Origin of the sequence: Bradyrhizobium nanningense, from assembly GCF_004114535.1 — a bacterium.
GTDB classification, from domain to species: Bacteria; Pseudomonadota; Alphaproteobacteria; order Rhizobiales; family Xanthobacteraceae; genus Bradyrhizobium; species Bradyrhizobium nanningense.
This window is the reverse complement of record NZ_LBJC01000032.1, coordinates 165,417-181,840: the sequence shown is the minus strand read 5'-3', so window position 1 is coordinate 181,840 and position 16,424 is coordinate 165,417. Positions and strand designations below refer to the sequence as shown.

Below are 16,424 nucleotides of genomic sequence, written 5' to 3'. Positions count from 1 at the left end.
CGGCCGCGGCCGCCCAGCCCGCGGCCCCGGCGTCCGGCAATCCGCCGGCACCGCAGCCGGCCGCGAGCCCCTCGCCTGCGGCAAGCCCGACGCCAGCGCCGCAGAAATAGCCGCGGGTCGTTTCAGCTGTCGTTCAGGAACGATCGGCCATAGACCCGGTTGGCACTGCCGCGCGTTGTTCGAAAAGGCCATGCCCTGATAAGGACATGAGGCCATGACAGTTGTGAAACGGCGCGGCAGAGATATGCTTCCTTTGCCGCGGACTTGGTCGGATCTCGGGGTCGGATCCGCTTCCCTGCCACCTCAGCCCCTTTTGGTTTAGCCGCGATGCGCGTTGTCGCCGCCGTTCTGTTGCTTGTGTCTGCGCTTCACGCTGGACTATGGGGAGTCCTGCGCGACAAGGAACCCGCGCCCGACTTCAAGGGCCTGCTGCCCAGCGTGTCCTACGCGCCGTTCGAGGGTTCGGCTCACCCAGATATCGACAACATCCCGACGGTCGAGAAAATCCGCGCCGACATGAAGACGCTGTCGACCATGACGCGCGCGATCCGCCTCTATTCGTCCACCGGCGGCGTGGAACTGGTGCCGCCGATCGCGGCCGAGTTCGGCCTCAAGGTCACCGTCGGCGCCTGGATCGACAAGGACAAGGATCGCAACGAGCGCGAGATCAAGGCCGCCATCGACCTTGCCCGCAAGAACAGCAATGTCGTCGGCGTCGTCGTCGGCAACGAGGTGATCTACCGCGGCGAGCAGAAGGTCGAAGACCTCATCGACATGATCAAGAAGGTGAAAGGCTCGGTCCGCGTGCCCGTCACCACCGGCGAGATCTGGAACATCTGGCGCGACAATCCCGACCTCGGCTCCAGCGTCGATTTCATCGCCGCGCACGTGCTGCCTTATTGGGAAAACTTCCGCTCGGACCAGGCGGTCGACCAGGCCGTCGACCGCTACAACCTGTTGCGCAACCTGTTCCCGGGTAAGCGCATCGTGATCGCCGAATTCGGCTGGCCAAGCCAGGGCTACAACTTACGCAACGCCGACCCGGGTCCGTTCCAGCAGGCGCTGATCCTGCGCAACTTCGTCACCCGCGCCGAAGCCATCGGCATGGAATACAACATCGTCGAAGCGATCGATCAGCCCTGGAAGTTCTTCGAAGGTGGCGTCGGTCCGTACTGGGGCATCCTCAACGCCAGCCGCGAGCCGAAATTCGCCTGGACCGGTCCGGTCGAGAACCCCGATTATTGGAAGCTGATGGGCATCGCGCTGCTGGTCGGCATCCTCTTGTCGCTGCCGATCCTACGGATCGAGAAGCCGACCGCGAAACAAGCCTTCCTGCTGTCGGCGACCGCCAACGGCGTCGGCGCCTGGGCCGCGACCGTGTTCGCGTTCTGGAACAGCCATTATTTCATCTTCGGCTCGGCCTTCGCGTTGACGCTCGGCATGATCCTCCTTGTTCCTCTTGTTCTCATCGCCATGGCGCGCATCGACGAGATCGCCGCGGTCGCCTTCGGCCGGCCGCCGCAGCGGCTGATCGCCAAGGACAAGCCGGTCGAGAACGTGCCCGAGACTTACTGCCCGAAGGTCTCGATCCACATCCCGGCCTATTTCGAGCCGGTCGACATGCTCAAGCAGACGCTGGATGCGCTGTCGCGGCTGAACTATCCGAACTACGAATGCGTGGTCATCATCAACAACACGCCCGACCCCGCGTTCTGGCAGCCGATCCAGGACCATTGCCGCGCGCTCGGTGAACGCTTCAAGTTCATCAACGCCGAGAAGGTGCAAGGCTTCAAGGCGGGTGCGCTGCGCATCGCGATGGACCGCACCGCGGCGGATGCCGAGATCATCGGCATCCTCGATGCCGACTATGTCGTCGAGCCCGATTGGCTTAGGGATCTCGTGCCGGCGTTTGCCGATCCACGCGTCGGCCTGGTGCAGGCGCCGCAGGAGCACCGCGACGGCGATTTGTCGATCATGCACTACATCATGAACGGCGAATATGCCGGCTTCTTCGACATCGGCATGGTCCAGCGCAACGAGCTCAACGCAGTCATCGTGCACGGCACGATGTGCCTGATCCGCCGCGCCGCGATGGACATGGCCGGCGGCTGGTCGTCCGACACGATCTGCGAGGATTCCGATCTCGGCCTAGCGATCCAGGAGCTCGGCTGGACCACCCATTACACCAACACCCGCTACGGCGCGGGCCTGCTGCCGGACACCTATGAGGCGTTCAAGAAGCAGCGTCACCGCTGGGCCTATGGCGGCCTGCAGATCGTCAAGAAGCACTGGCGCCGCTTCCTGCCGGGCGCGAGCCGGCTGACCTCCGACCAGAAGCGCGAATATGGCCTCGGCTGGCTGAACTGGCTCGGCGCCGAGAGCCTCGGCGTGGTGGTGGCGCTGCTCAACCTCGTCTGGGTCCCGATCGTCGCCTTCGCCGACATCGCCATCCCCGACAAGATCCTGACGCTGCCGATCATCGGGGCCTTCATCGTCTCGCTGGTGCACTTCCTGTCGATGTACCGCGCCCGCGTCGCCATCAAGCCCGGCCAGATGCTGGGCGCCATGATCGCGGCGATGAGCGTGCAGTGGACGGTGTCGCGCGCGGTCGCGCAGGGCCTCATCACCGAGCACATCGCCTTCGCCCGCACCTCCAAGGGCGGCCTCAGCAGGATGTCGATCGAGTTCCAGGCGTTCTGGGAGGCCGTGATCGGCACCCTGCTCCTGGTCGGCGCCGGCGTCCTGATCGCCAGCAACAGCTTCCGCCAGATCACCGAGATCTACATCTTCGCCGGCGTGCTGGTGCTGCAGAGCCTGCCGTTCCTGGCGGCCGTCGCCATCGCCATCCTCGAACTCAGCCGCATCAACTCGTTCCAGTTCTGGCGCGACAGCGCGATCCGCACCGCCGAGCTGATCGGGCTCCGCCCGGTCGCGCTGCCCCCCGTGGGCGCGCCGCAAGCCGTGCCGAATGAGGTGCGGCGGGAGACGAACTGACGGACGGGCAAATCCTTCGAGACGCCCGCCTGCGGCGGGCCCTCAGGATGAGGTCGCGTTTCGCGGCGAGATGGAAGACCCTCATGGTGAGGAGCCCGCCAAAGCGGGCGTCTCGAACCATGAAAGGCCGGCTCGACCGGCAAGCTCTGACAGTTCAGCGTGGATGGTGGCCGCCAATCGGGTTGAGAATCCCGGCCTAAGCGGCGGATAGGGCGAGCAAATCACCGCTTCTGCCAAGAGTTTCGGCAGCGCCCCGGACTATTGACCTGCGCGGCCACTCCCCCTACACAGCGCAGGCCGAGAGCATGATCCGGAAACAGCCGGTTTTTCCCCGCGACGCAAGCCTAAGCCCAGCGGCAAGACATGCTTCTCGAATGTCCGAGCACGATGGCGATCTACGTCTAAGCCATCAGCGGTCATGGGAGCGCGTAGCTCAGCCGGTAGAGCACGTGACTTTTAATCACGGGGTCCTGGGTTCGAGCCCCAGCGCGCTCACCAATAGCTCCCCGCACGGCTACCCAAGTACAGCTGCACATTTCAAACGCACGCCAAGCGATGAGCTGGTTTCAAGCAGCCACTATTGAACTGCAAGAATGCTTTCTGATCAACTTGCTGTTCAAGGCTCGATAAAGCAGCGCGTAGGATCGGTTGAGCCCTTTGCGAAACCCATCATTCTTTGCTGACAGCCTTCCTGCGAGATTGAGACCACATGGACGAGCGTCCGTACTACAAGATCATCATCGAGCCGCTGTCGGAGGAAGACGGCGGTGGCTTCGTTGCGACCGTGCCCGACCTTCCCGGCTGCATGTCCGACGGCGCCACCGAATTCGAAGCGGTGTAGAATGTGCAGGATGCAATTGCATGTTGGATCGAGGCTGCCCAGGAAGACCATCGCCCCATCTCCGTGCCCTCGCACCTGCGACGAGCGGCGGCCGGGAAGTTGAATCGAAAGACTTTACCTTCGTGAGGCTATGCCCCAGGTTATGGCTAGGGGTTCTGAGCTAGCTCCCCCGTCCTACTGGCGGGGTCAACACCTCGTTTGAGGGGCAAGCCGCCTAGCGCTCTTCTTTGAGGTACGTTCCGACGACGAACCACCTTGAGAGTGCGCTGGATCAGGCCGGAGCCAAACATGGATTCCCGTTCGAGCGCGTGTCACGTCATTCCGCAGGAACAGCTCTACCAACTATCGTCATGGACTTGAAGGCGCCCATGTCTGAATCATCGCGACGCACCAAGCAGCTTGACGAGGAACTGCTCGCCCTCGGCGATGACGCCATGCTGGTCGACGAGCTTGACGGCTTCATCGCCGGCTTGCTGACCTGCCCGGAGCTGATCATGCCAAGGGATTGGCTGCCCGTCGTCTGGCATGAGGACAGCGCGGACCAGACGCCGGTCTTCGAAAATCTCGATCATGCCAATCGGGTTCTCGGGCTGGTGATGGAGCACTACAACGAGGTCGCGCTCACGCTGATGGAGCATCCCCAACGCTACAGTCCGTTGTTCACCGTCGACAATGACGACGTGGTCTGGGAAATCTGGATCGCGGGCTTCGAGAAGGCCGTCGCGCTGCGCCCGGCGGCCTGGAAGGTGCTGCTCGACGCCGATGCCTATACGGCGGCGGCGATGAATGGGATGCTGCTGCTCGCCGAGATTGCCCGGGGAGACAAGAAGGTCGAGCTCGACGATCCCATCATGACCGCAGCACCTGACAAGATCGCCGACTGGGTCGTCATTCTCAACGAATGGCGGCTTGCCAACTACCGGCCGCCTCAGGACATCGTCCCAAAGGCAGCGGCAGGCCTCAGGAAGGTCGGTCGCAACGAGCCATGCCCGTGCGGCTCCGGCAAGAAGTATAAGAAATGCTGCGGACTTAACTGAGCGAGACCGCGATCCTCACCAGCACAGTCGTCAATGTCGAAACGTGGGCGGCAGGAATCGCGTTCGTGCGCCTTGCGGTGGTTCGGAGGCGGGGCGCTAACCGGCGAAGACACTTTGAATGCAGCACAACATCCGCGTCCGTTAAGCCGATTTGTGCAGACGGCGATGCTGAGGGAAATACCATCGCATGACTTCTCGCAGGTTGTCGGAATCTCCGCGCGCCCAGTTCCGCATGATCTCGCAGCCGAACGAGATCGCCGTGATGGGTCTTGCCCCGGCCTGAATCATTCGGTCGAACGCGCGTTCGTGCGCGACCGGCGAGATGCCGCCCACCGCGTCGGCGACCGGATAGACCTCGTAGCCTTCGGCCAGCATGTCGAGGGTCGGAAAGGCCAGGCAGACCTCGGTCCAAAGCGCGCCGATGACCACCTTGCGCCGCCCCGTGTTCTGGACCGCCTTGCGGAAGTCATCGTCTTGCCAAGCATTGACGCCCGTACGGTCGATTTCTTCCACTCCCGGCAAAGCCGCGCGGATCTCCGGAATCGTGCCTTCGTTCACGCCCATATCAACCGCCACCGTCGAGAGCACCACGGGGATGCCGTAGGCTTGAGCGAGTTTGCAGAGCGCAACCGCATTGAGGGTGATCTCCTCACGAGAGGATGAAGTCACGCTGGAATATTGCTCAGGCTGGTAGTCGATCAGGACCAGAATGCAGTTTTTCGGTGTCAGAAGATGATCGGCCTCTCGGACGGGCTCGGGCTGGGTCTTTGTCACGTTGTTCCTCCTTCGCGTTCGAAGTGAAGCGTCGTCTGAGCTAAACATATATCAGAAACGATCACGTAGCGGTTCGCAGTTTCATCCCGTCCAGTGCGCCATTGCCGACGGGTTTGCCGGGCGGGCGAGAGGGTCAGGTCATCCTCAAAGAGATCGTGCAATTGGCATTTGTGCCGAAGCGCTAGCGCAAGGCGACGATCGTCTGGCCGATTCGTTACGTACCTGAGGGGGCCGCCTGGCCCGCATTGAACCCTCAAGCTATAAACGCCGACAAAGCTCCATTCGTCTATGGTTGTGCCCTTCCCTTCCCGGCATTTTGGCGATGATCTGTGCAGCGAAAGACAGTCCGCCCGTTCGCGCAGTGATGAATAGACGATGAATGCCGCGACCGCAGGGACGAAAATCCATTCTCTTTACCTGGAAACCGCGCGCGGCTCTGCGGCGTTTAGCTCCTACACCATGGGAGGAACTGAACATGCCCTTGACCAGCGCAGCAGCTGCTGCAGTCCTTGCGCTCCAGCTCGGGACGACCGCAGTAACCCAGACCGAAACGCCCAACTTGGTTCAGGTCCGTGAGGGGCCGTGCAGCTACGGGTATGATACCGATATCTACGGAAGATGTTATCCGAACGGCGTCATTCCGCCGGAGTATCAAGCCGCGCGCCAACCCCGCGCTTATTATGAGCCGCGCCGATACTACAGGGAGGAGTACCGCCCACGGTGGCGACACCGCTATTACCGCGAAGACTATTGATCGGTAGCCGTCGCCGATCGCCGCGCTGGATTGAAGATGCTGTGCCCAGTCAAGTTTGCTCCGCCGGCTTGACCTTTGGTCAGGAGCCTGGTGCGGCGGCACCAATCCCACGGCGAGAGTATTCGTCACGCTGCCCTCTGTCTGACAACGACGGTCGTGCAATTGCTGCCGCTTTGTCGCAAGACCCCGCCAATTTCCGATGGAGTCCAGTAGTCGCCCCGAGATGAACTCCCCGCAGCATCCGTCTATTGTGCCCCATCCCTTCCGGCATTTTGGCGATGATCTGCGCAGCGAAAGACAGTCCGCCCGTTCTGATCTGCTCCAAGTGCAGACGGCCGATGACGTTCTTGGCCACGCTGCCGGCGATCTTCACGCTTCCCGCAGTGCACGCCTACCAGTGCCGTCCCTGTCTGCGGGTGGACACCATCCCGCTCGATTAAGGTCGGGATAGCCGAGCTAGCGCACTGCGCGGGACGGTGCTCTCGACGACCGCACCCTGCCATTGCGTCGCATCTGCGGCGGCTCCAGGCAGCCACGCCTCAAAAAGCCGGAAGACAACCGGCCGGAAAGGTGTAGGATTCAGCAAAATCGGAGGAGCGGCATGTTTGAAATTAACGGTTTCGACACGGCGGGCGTCGTCAGTCTCAAGCGGCCTTCGCTCGCCGCCGCCCTCAAGAAGGCCAAGGAGCTGGTCAAGGACGGCTGCTGGGACGTTCAGGTCGTGGATCCCAGCGGCCGGGTCTATACCTCGTTCGAGGAGCAGGCCGCCTAGTTCCGAGCCCCCCGCCTGCTGCTATCCGCCTCTGCCGACGTTCGACGAGGCATTGTTCAGCCAGCGCTGTTTTGCTTCGCAGCTTCACAAGCTCCGAGATAATTGCGCGCTCTTCCCGTGACACTGGCCGACCGTCGACCGGCGCGCCATACCATTGCCAGTCCACCGGTTTGGGCGCAGGCTCCCTTCCAGGCGCTTAAGACGCCGCACGGGAGAGACACATGAAGGAATCGGGCCTGGATGGCCGCCATCGCGACAAGGACGGCGCGATCAGCAAGAAGCACGGCAACACGCTGGTCGGCACGTTGCGCAAGATCTACGGCAAGAGTTTTGCAGCCGGGTATCCCGATGCGACGCAGCTCAGCGAGGTCCTGGCCCAGCTGAACGAGACGTCATTGAGCCAGTTGCGTCGCGATCACGACACCGGGCATTTGGGGCACAAGATCGATCACGCCTTGAAGTGACGGCGCCAATCCGGCCCGCCGGACCAGCGTGGGCGTCGTCGTCGCCGATCAGCTTGACGTCGCCTCAGCTTTCCGGCGCCGGCGTTGCAGCCGGCACGCTCAGCGGAGCGCCGCCAACGGAGACCGGCCCCAGAGGTTTGGTCTCCCGAACCATCCGCTTGCGCAACGCGGCGGAGAGTCCAAAGCGCGCATGCGCTTTTCGAATGGAGGACGTCACGTCCGACATCATCATCGTGCTTTGCAGCGAGTCGACCTTCGCGATCAGCGTGGACAGCTGCGACGAGATCTTCTTCACATCGACCCGTTCGTCCGTGATGCTCTGTCGCAGCGACAGCAGCAGCATTGAATCTTGCTGCAGCAGAACCGAGTTCTGATCCGCAGCCTGATTGTTCTGCTGCAGCAACGCGGTGTGTTGCTGCTGGGCCGCCTGAATGTCCTTCAGGGCAGCGACGACCGGATCCGGTTTTGGCACGGGCGCTTCCTGGCGCGGAAGCAGTTCCGCCAGGCTGCCGAGGTTCAGCGACGAAAAATCGGCCGGCGACGTATAGATGGCCGCCGCACCGTTGATGGCCAAAGCACACACCGAAAGGGCCAGGATCGATTTCCGGCTGGACCGCTTGACCGGCTCCAAAGCTTCGGGAGTTTCGGGAGTTTCGGGTTCGTGCGTTGCTGCGGCGGCTGCAAGCGCTGCAGCGTCGAGCTCTTCGGCAAAGCTTGCCGTTTCGAATGTCGTGGTCACGTGCATGGACCCCAATGAGCGAGCAACAGGAAGCCGCCTCCTGGAACGTCCTCACGACGAGTCCTTTGTACGCAGCACCCTTACACAACTGCCTAAAATTGTGAGCATTTCGGATTAATTCCACGTTAGCGGCCCGGCCGGCCGACGGGCCCGGCGCCTCCGTTCGAGTACGGGGCCGTGCGCAGCAGGGGGGCCGCGCTGACAGCTACCGTAGGGTGGGCACGGCGCTTCCGGCCTTTGGCCACCCCACGGCAGCCGTTGCTGGCTCAACATTCCGAAGGACGGATTCGCCAAAGCCTGCGAATACCCTGTTTTGCCCGGACGGGGCAAACGCACCCTTCCCGCCGGATTCAAAAAACCTTGTGCCAGCGCCACTTAGCTACTGTGCATGGGGTTGTTTTCGCAATTTTGAAGTTCCCTACCCTCGTTCAGCAGCTCGAACAGCTCCTCCACAGTTCGAGCCGCGCGTCCCGCATCGAGGCTGTGGTCGAGGGCGATGACGCATTACCCCGATCCTATCTCTTCGCCCTTTCGCTCGCAGGCTACAAACCTGGCCGTATCGGGCTCGGAACGCGTCTGCGCGACACAGTTGTTCGTCGCTCAACCTGCGCTTTGGCGTCCAGCACCTTGTCCCCAGCTCGTGCGGCTCGCGGCAGTCTGATCTGGTCTGAAGGACTCGCGCCTCTCCCTGGCAGACCTTCTGAACCAACATTGGTGTTTCCTTGAGACTGTGTTGCCGGCCGGAAGCTGTTTCGGGAGGGGCCAGTGGCCATTTGATCCTCATTGCTCGTGCCGCTTCCAATTGCGCCGATCGGCAGACCATTTGGAGCGTGGCCGACCCCGGCATTTTTCGCGGCCTGAGCTGCCGCCCGCGACCTCGCGGGCGTGGCTGACTGAACGTTCGGATTGATCGGTTCGTTGTCGGTGCCCAGATTTCCACCGGGGGCGGCGTCTTTAATCCCCATCCCTGGAGGCGCTGAGGGACCCGCATTGCCTGCACTCGTCCCCATTCCGGAAGGTGCCGACCCACCTGCGCTACCCGGTCCCGTCCCCATGCCCGCTCCCCCGGACCCGGCAATTGCACCGCCTGCTTGCGCCAGAACCAACAGAAATGCGCTTGCGATAATCGCGACAATGATCGGAGGGATGGCACGGGACATCGGACAATCTCCATCGCCAAGCTTCATTAACTATAATGATCAGGCAGGGTTCCCGCCATGAATTCGCGATTGAAGAAGCCCGGCCGCTGCGAGAGTTGCAGGTCTGCCAACCGAAGGTTCTGTGCTCACGAAGGCGCGAGCCCCTAGCCTTCGTCCAGCAGCTCGAACAGCTCCTCCACCCGCTCGAACGGCGCGCCCTGCATCTTGGCGTGATAGACCACGCGGTCGCCGTAGCGTTGCAGTGACTTCCCGCGCGACTTGCGCAGGCGTCCGGGCAGGAACGTCGCGGCCGCAGCTTCAGGGCCGACGTCGAGGCGGACGATGCCTCGTCGCTTGCATTCGAGCCTGAGCCTTCCTGCGGCGAAGAAGTCGCGCGCGACCTTCGGCAAGGGTCCGAAGCGGCGGGCGGTTTCCTCCTCGAGGTCTTCGAGGTCGTCCTCGTCGGTGCATCGTGCGGCGCGGGCATAGAGCTCGAGCCGCACCGGCTCGGACTGCACGTAACTCTCGGGCAGCATCTCACCAAGCGGCAGGTTCAGGTCCGGCACCCACACCGCCTGCCCCTCGTCGAGCTTCTCCGAAGCCATTTTCAGAAGGTGGCTGTAGAGCACGGGACCAAACACCTGGACGTGGCCGGATTGCTGCTCGGAAAACAGGTCGCCTGCACCTCGCAGATCGAGGTCACGCTCGCTGATGGCAAAGCCCGCGCCGGGCCGGCTGAACTCCTCGAGCACGGCCAGCCGCTTCTCGGATTGTCCGGACTCGGATTCGGTCAAGAGATGGGCGAAGGCGCGGATGCCGCTACGGCCGACGCGCCCGCGCAGCTGATGCAGCTGGGCGAGGCCGAACTTCTCCGGCCAGCAGACCACGATGGTGTTGGCACGGGGAATGTCGAGGCCGCTCTCGACGATGTTGGTCGCGAGCAGCACGTCGGCCCTGCCCTCGACGAAGCTCATCATGCGGTCGTCGATCTCGTCCGCCGCCAATCTGCCGTGCAGGCAGACGATGCGTAAGTCGCCCGCCACCGCCTGCACCCGCGCCAGCATCGGATCGAGATCCTGGATGCGCGGGCAGATCAGGAAACTCTGGCCGTGGCGGCGTTGCTCGCGCAGCAGCGCCGAGGCGATGGCGGCATCCGACAGCGGCGCGATCCGGGTCGCGACCGGCAGCCGATGTACCGGGGGCGAGGCGATCACGCTGAGGTCGCGGAAGCCGGCAAGGCCCGCGGCGAGCGTGCGCGGGATCGGCGTCGCGCTCATCATCAGCACATGGACGTTCTTGGCAAGGCCGGACAGCTTCGCCTTCTCGGCCGCGCCAAAATGCTGCTCTTCGTCGATGATGACGAGGCCGAGATCATCGAACTTGACATCCTTGCCCGTGAGCGCCTGCGTGCCGATCACGACCTTGATCCGGCCGCTGCGCAGTCCCTCTCTCGTTTCGCGCAGCTGCGCGCCCGAGGTCGCCCGCGACAGGTTGCCGACCTCGATGCCGAACGGCGCAAAGCGCTTTTGGAACGTCGCGACATGCTGGCGGGCCAGCACCGTCGTCGGCACCGCGACCGCCACCTGCTTGCCCGACAGCACGACGGCCGCCGCCGCCCGCAGCGCCACCTCGGTCTTGCCAAAGCCGACGTCGCCGCAGATCACCCGGTCCATGGGATGACCGGATGCGAGATCGTCCAGCACGTCGTGGATCGCCTTGGCCTGGTCGATCGTCGTGAAGTAAGGGAAACGCGCGACGAACTTCTCGTAGGCCGAGCCCGGCGGAACCAGCTTTTCGCCGCGCCGCCGGCGGCGCTGGCTGATGTGCTTGGCGAGCGTCTTGCCGGCGGCCTGGATTTCGCGCTCCGCTTCCGTGCGGCGGGCCCACCACGTGCTGCCGTCCGCCTTGTCGAGCGAGAGCTTGCCGAGCTCGGCCGCGTAAGGCCACATCAAAGCGAGATCGGACGGCGGCACCAGAACCGCATTGTCGCCGGCGAACTTCAGGCGGATCATCTCGCGCAAGCCGCCGCCGCCGGTGTTCACGTTCTGCAGGCCATCGAGCACGCCGAGGCCACGCTGGAGATGGATGACCACGGTGCCCTGCTCGGGCACATCGGCATGGTCGAAGGCCGTGCTCCAGGCGCGCGCCATCGGCTGCGGATGATGCGCCCGGCTGCCGAGCACGTCGGAGGCCGTCACGACGACGAGAGGCTTCTTGCCCGGCACGACGAAGCCCGCATCGAGATCGGCCAACAGCGCCGCCTCGCCGTTCCGCCCGCTCGTCGCCTCGTCCCAGTCTTCGCAGCGCGGCGCCTTGAGGCCGCTCATGCGCTCCATCACGCGCAGATCGTCCTCCTGCGCAGCGGCGAGGATCAGACGCGAACTTGCCCGCCGCGTCTCCTCGATGAAAGCACGCAGCGCCTTCCTGGCGGATGTCAGCTTGGAGAACTCCGGGATGGTCTGGAAGGACGCCGCGCGCGGCAGCACCTTCATGCCCCTGGAGAGCTGCTTCCAATCGCGCCGTCCGAGATATTCGCGTTCACGCTCCGCGCGCGGCGCGGCCTCCTCGATCGTATCGAGCCAGACGTCGGCATGCACCGGGACTCCTGCGTCGGCGATCCATTTGGCACGCCCGCAATAGTCGAACAGGCTGGCGCGCTTGCCGCCTTTGCCGGCAAGGCCAAGCCGCTCCGACATGGGATCGACGAGAAGCTCCCTGGTCTCGAAGATGATCCTGTGCTCGTTCGGATCGAACGCCACGATCCGCTTGATCGCGCGATCCGAATGCTCGATCCGGAACGGCCCCAGCGCGCCCGCGGGGAATATCTCGAAGGTCTGGCCGTGGAACAGCGCCCCGCCCGGATAATCGGGCTCGTCGTCGAGATCGTATCCGAGGGCTTCGAGGCGCGCCTCGAGCTCGCGCTCGGAGAACGCGCCGCCCACCTTCAAGCTCACGCTCAGGCGCGACAGGCTCGCCGGCGGCGGCAGGCGCTCCATCACGGCTTCCGCCGTCGAGACGAGAAAGAGCGGCTTCTTGGATTTCGCGAGGCGCCTCAGTACGGAGGCTCTGCGCCCCGCGAGCTCGTGCGACGGCTCGAGTTGATCGAACGGCAAGGTGTTCAAGCGCGGAAACACCAAGACCTCGCAGGCGGGGTCGAGCGCGTGAATGACGCTGCCCAGTCGCTCCGCCCTGTTCTCGTTCTCGGCGAGAAAAACGATGCCGCTGCGGCCGGACTGCTTCCATTGGGCAAGCAGATGCAGAGCCAGCACCCCGAGCGGCGACGACGACGAGATCGTGGCCCGCTGCACCGCTTTGCTCGTCCTTGGCGACGTCCTGTTCGGCAACGCCTTGCTTGTCGACGTCCTGCTCGGCAACGTCTTCTTCGGCGACCTCTTGGCCACCCGCGCCTTCTTGGTAAGCCTCACTTGAATCCGTTTCTGGTCGTAAACCGTCGTCAACTGAACGCCAGCCGCAGTCATTTTGCGATTCGGCGACGTCGCGCCATGCATATGAGATTTGCCCCGTGAACGCACGCCTCGTGGCAACGTTCAGCACGGCGCAACGATCCCGACACAGGGCTGGTTGATCGACCTCTCGGAACGGAACTGGCGCGGCGCGGGATCTGCGTCTGTCGATGCGACGCTTGGCGCGATTGTAAACATTCTGCGCAGGGAGAGAAACGAAAAAACCCCAGCGCTTGGAGCCACGCTGGGGTGTTTCGAGCAAAATGAACTGGTCAAGCAATGACGTCTTCATAGCAGCGATTTCAGCGCGCGCTTGTGAACTGGTTCACACATCTTGCGGCAAACAAACGACCTCAGCGCGGGGGCCCTGAGGTCGCCAACCTTTGTGGGGAAGGTTTTCTCGCGGCCCGGGGCTTTGGGGGGCTTGGGGCTGGGCCGAGAGCAAGGATTCGACGCCCGCCACGCCAAGTCGTTCCAAAGCCGCCGGCCGAAAGCTTCGCCGGGGGCGGCCGCCATGGTCCACCCGTTCAATCACGCCGGAGCGGGATACCACGTCCCATTTGAGCGCGTAGGCGCGGCGCGCTAGGATGCCGCTTTTACGGAGGCTCATTTGAAACCATTCCTTTTCATCGCCGCCATCGCACTGCTTGCGATGGCACCCGCCCGCTCGCAGGCGCTGGTCGATCCGAACAAGGTTGCTCCCGAATATCGCGAGGCAGCCGAGAAGCGCCGGGCCGAGCAATTGCGCCAACGCGAATGCGCGCTGAAGGCGGATCTCGAGAAGGTGCTGCCCAGGGATTGCACCGCTTTTCTCAACCGCTGTCTGGACACGATGGCAGCCCGGCAATAACGGCCGGCGGGCCGTTCGAACCGGATCTTTCCGACGCCCGCCGCGGCCGGCCGACGGCACCTCGCCGCACGCGTTCTACGACATCCAACCGCGAGCGCATTCAAGCTTTCTTCAGACATTTGGGATCAGCTGAAGATCCATTTCTCAAAATCATTGTCGTCCGCGCATGGGTTCGGTCCAGATTCAGTGCACGCGGTGCAAGAACGTGTTTCGCGATCGCGCCGGGCGGTTGCAGGACGGCTATTCCAGGCAGTGTCCGAGTTGCGAAGTGGTGCTGTTCTTCGCCGAGGATTCCCAGCATCCCTTCATCAAGCGCGCGATGCGCAATGCGCGCAAAGCCCGCAAGGAGATGCGGGAGGCCGGTGCGGCCGGACTGGCCGCTCCAGAGCCGCGCGCGGCTCAGTCGAGATCGTTCGCCGGACGGACGCGATCGGCGGGACGCGAGGACTAGCTCACCTCCGCTTCTGCTTCCTCGGAAACAGGCGGTCGCGGATGTAGCGCGAGGTCGCTGTCAGACGGATACCGCGCGGCTTCTGCCAGGCGGCGCGGTCGATCTCCTTCTTGTCGCCAATCGCCAGCCTGCCTTTGGCCGTCTTGGCAATGAAGATCGCGTCGCTCATCTTGCGGCCGGAGCGCTTGTTCCTCGCTTTCACTTCTTTCCAGAGACTGATCCTGCCGAGCTTCAGCTTGGGAAGCTCCTCCCTGATCTCCCGCCGCAGGCAATCCTTCGCGGACTCGCGCGCACGCTTGCGGCCGCCCGGAAACATCCACAGGCCGTCCGACCGGCGTCGGACCAACAATACCTTGCCGCGCCTCGCGGCAACCAGCTTGGAAGATTTCGCCATCGCTGCCGTCGTTGAAACAGAATCGTCCCAATCGTAACTTGTCTAGTCGAACAGACAAGTTCGCGGCATGCCTTGATCACGGGCCGCAAGGCGTCGGACGTCCTGGCGCGGCACCGCGGGCGGATCGCGCCGCTCGCGGCGAGATCAGTTCTTGCCCGCCCCTGCCCGGTCTTCCGTTCTGATCCAGGCCATCATCATCTCCCAGGCCACCGACAGGATGATCGGCCCGATGAACAGGCCGACGATGCCGTGGGCGAGCGTGCCGCCGATCACGCCGACGAAGATCACGATGGTCGGGGTGGTCAGGCCACGCCCCATGACGAGCGGCTTCAACATGGTGTCGAGGAAGCCGACGAGGACGAGAAACACGGTGAGCAGCAGCGCCGTGGTGACGTCCTTGGCAGTCCAGATCCAGATGATCACCGGCAGCAGCACGAGGAACGCGCCGATCTGCACGATCGAGAGCAGCAGCACGATGAAGGCGAGAAGGCCGGCGCTCGGCACGGCGGCGAGCTTGAAGCCGATGCCGGCGAGCAGCGCCTGCACGATCGCCACGCCGATCACGCCCTGCGCCACGGCGCGGATGGTCGCGCCCGCGAGCGACAAGAAATGCTCGCTCTGCTCCGGCACGATGCGGAACAGGAAGCCGCGGCCGGCCGCGACCAGCCGCGGCCCATGCGGAAACAGGAAGCCGGCCACGAACACCGAGACCAGGAACTGGAGCGTGCCGACGCCGGCATCGCCGGCAAGCGAAAGCAGCGGGCCCGCCAGCGGCTGGAGATACGGCGCCACCTCGCGCACCACCGCGCGGACGTTGGTGTAGGCCTGGTCCCAGAGGTCGTAGAGCCAGGGGCCGACGAGCGGCCACGACTTGAGCTGCTCGGGGGCGCTCTGAAGCGCCAGATCGCCGGTGCCGAGCTGGCGCGCCAGCTCGCGCACGCCGTCGACCGCGCTGATGCCGAGCCAGGTCGCCGGGCCGATGACGATGCCGAGCGTGATCATGGTCAGGATCGCCGCTGCGGTCTTGGGCCGGCCACCGAGGACCTTGGCGACCCAGCTGAAGGCCGGATAGAACGCAACCGCGAGCACGCCGCTCCAGGCCAGGATCGGCACGAACGGGCGGATGATCAGGAAGGTCCAGATGATCAACAGGGCGAGCAGGCCGAGCCGGATCACGAGCTGGATGACGTCCTCTCCCGTCAGAAGCTGACGGAGACTTTTCACGGGCACTGCTTTCCTTGCGGCATGAACGCAACTTCCGGTGCTTGCGAGGCCCAGCCCTTATTGCCAGCAACGCATCCGGCGTCAAGACGACTGGGAACTGGCCGGCCCCGCGATGAGGATTACATCGGGCCATTCCGCATTCGAAAGACGATAGCACGCCCTCCCGCCTTGGCTAACGCCCATTAACCGGATTTCCCCGCGCCGGTTTACGCCGCTGCAAACGACCGTGACTACCGTGCAAGCGGGGTCAACAAAAAGCATTCCGTGCAATGGCCAACAGCATCTGGACGATCGAAGAATTCACCTGTGGGGGTTGCGGGATGAACTACACCGCGACCAGGGAGGAACATAGCGAAGCCCACGTCGGCAGCTTCAAGTGCAGCATCTGCAGCGGCGTGGTGCACGCCTGGTCCGGCAAGCATCATTTCTTCGGCTGGCAAGCCGTGAAGACACGGCCACCCGTGTTCGGGAGGCGCTGGGCGGACGTCGAATGGTAGGCCATCCACCACGCGCGCATCTCTGATTGC

General features: G+C 63.7%; 15 protein-coding genes and 1 tRNA gene. 11 read left to right on the top strand and 5 right to left on the bottom strand.

What is annotated here, in order from left to right; all coding sequences use genetic code 11:
• The 5 genes from XH84_RS40415 to XH84_RS28730 form a co-directional block, all read left to right on the top strand.
• Positions 1 to 199: hypothetical protein (locus tag XH84_RS40415; RefSeq protein WP_208757106.1), on the top strand; the 199-nt coding region annotated here is incomplete at its 5' end.
• A gap of 128 nt (positions 200 to 327) precedes the next feature.
• Positions 328 to 2,994, top strand: coding sequence for a glycosyltransferase (locus tag XH84_RS28745; protein ID WP_128919495.1), 2,667 nt, complete (start codon positions 328 to 330; stop codon positions 2,992 to 2,994).
• 422 nt (positions 2,995 to 3,416) lie between these two features.
• Positions 3,417 to 3,492, top strand: a tRNA-Lys gene (locus tag XH84_RS28740).
• Positions 3,493 to 3,703: 211 nt separating this feature from the next.
• Positions 3,704 to 3,835, top strand: coding sequence for a type II toxin-antitoxin system HicB family antitoxin (locus XH84_RS41015; RefSeq protein WP_347338750.1), 132 nt, complete (start codon positions 3,704 to 3,706; stop codon positions 3,833 to 3,835).
• A 368-nt stretch (positions 3,836 to 4,203) separates the two neighbouring features.
• Positions 4,204 to 4,872, top strand: a complete 669-nt coding sequence (locus tag XH84_RS28730) for a UPF0149 family protein (RefSeq protein WP_128919494.1) — start codon at positions 4,204 to 4,206, stop codon at positions 4,870 to 4,872.
• A gap of 141 nt (positions 4,873 to 5,013) precedes the next feature.
• Here the strand turns inward: XH84_RS28730 and XH84_RS28725 are convergent, their stop codons facing one another.
• Positions 5,014 to 5,646: a hydrolase gene (locus XH84_RS28725; RefSeq protein ID WP_128919493.1), complete on the bottom strand. Its 633-nt coding sequence runs from the start codon at positions 5,644 to 5,646 to the stop codon at positions 5,014 to 5,016.
• Positions 5,647 to 7,001: 1,355 nt separating this feature from the next.
• Here XH84_RS28725 and XH84_RS40075 point away from each other — a divergent pair.
• Complete coding sequence (locus XH84_RS40075) at positions 7,002 to 7,172, top strand: hypothetical protein (protein ID WP_164936258.1); 171 nt, start codon at positions 7,002 to 7,004, stop codon at positions 7,170 to 7,172.
• Positions 7,173 to 7,393: 221 nt separating this feature from the next.
• Positions 7,394 to 7,636 carry a hypothetical protein gene (locus XH84_RS28720; protein ID WP_128919492.1) on the top strand — a complete coding sequence of 81 codons (243 nt, stop codon included), beginning with the start codon at positions 7,394 to 7,396 and terminating at the stop codon, positions 7,634 to 7,636.
• A 64-nt stretch (positions 7,637 to 7,700) separates the two neighbouring features.
• Here XH84_RS28720 and XH84_RS28715 read toward each other — a convergent pair whose 3' ends face one another.
• Positions 7,701 to 8,381 (bottom strand): hypothetical protein, encoded by a 681-nt coding sequence (locus XH84_RS28715; RefSeq protein WP_164936257.1) that lies wholly within the window; start codon positions 8,379 to 8,381, stop codon positions 7,701 to 7,703.
• 1,297 nt (positions 8,382 to 9,678) lie between these two features.
• Positions 9,679 to 12,783, bottom strand: a complete 3,105-nt coding sequence (locus XH84_RS28705; RefSeq protein ID WP_164936262.1) for a DEAD/DEAH box helicase — start codon at positions 12,781 to 12,783, stop codon at positions 9,679 to 9,681.
• A 25-nt stretch (positions 12,784 to 12,808) separates the two neighbouring features.
• Between XH84_RS28705 and XH84_RS41475 the strand changes: the two genes are divergently transcribed.
• The 3 genes from XH84_RS41475 (at position 12,809) to XH84_RS28695 (ending at position 14,279) form a co-directional block, all read left to right on the top strand.
• Positions 12,809 to 12,943, top strand: coding sequence for a hypothetical protein (locus tag XH84_RS41475; RefSeq protein WP_283805925.1), 135 nt, complete (start codon positions 12,809 to 12,811; stop codon positions 12,941 to 12,943).
• Positions 12,944 to 13,588: 645 nt separating this feature from the next.
• Positions 13,589 to 13,828, top strand: coding sequence for a hypothetical protein (locus tag XH84_RS28700; protein ID WP_128919488.1), 240 nt, complete (start codon positions 13,589 to 13,591; stop codon positions 13,826 to 13,828).
• Between the two features lie 205 nt (positions 13,829 to 14,033).
• Positions 14,034 to 14,279: a hypothetical protein gene (locus tag XH84_RS28695; protein ID WP_430641974.1), complete on the top strand. Its 246-nt coding sequence runs from the start codon at positions 14,034 to 14,036 to the stop codon at positions 14,277 to 14,279.
• Between the two features lies 1 nt (position 14,280).
• Here the strand turns inward: XH84_RS28695 and XH84_RS28690 are convergent, their stop codons facing one another.
• Together XH84_RS28690 and XH84_RS28685 are read right to left on the bottom strand one after the other, a co-directional pair.
• Positions 14,281 to 14,673, bottom strand: a complete 393-nt coding sequence (locus tag XH84_RS28690; RefSeq protein WP_128919486.1) for an NUDIX hydrolase — start codon at positions 14,671 to 14,673, stop codon at positions 14,281 to 14,283.
• Between the two features lie 144 nt (positions 14,674 to 14,817).
• Positions 14,818 to 15,903, bottom strand: a complete 1,086-nt coding sequence (locus tag XH84_RS28685; RefSeq protein ID WP_128919485.1) for an AI-2E family transporter — start codon at positions 15,901 to 15,903, stop codon at positions 14,818 to 14,820.
• A 263-nt stretch (positions 15,904 to 16,166) separates the two neighbouring features.
• On the opposite strand from XH84_RS28685, the gene XH84_RS28680 reads away from it, so the two are divergent.
• Entirely contained in the window at positions 16,167 to 16,394 is a 228-nt protein-coding gene (locus XH84_RS28680) for a hypothetical protein (protein ID WP_128919484.1), read from the top strand.
• Positions 16,395 to 16,424: the final 30 nt, after the last annotated feature.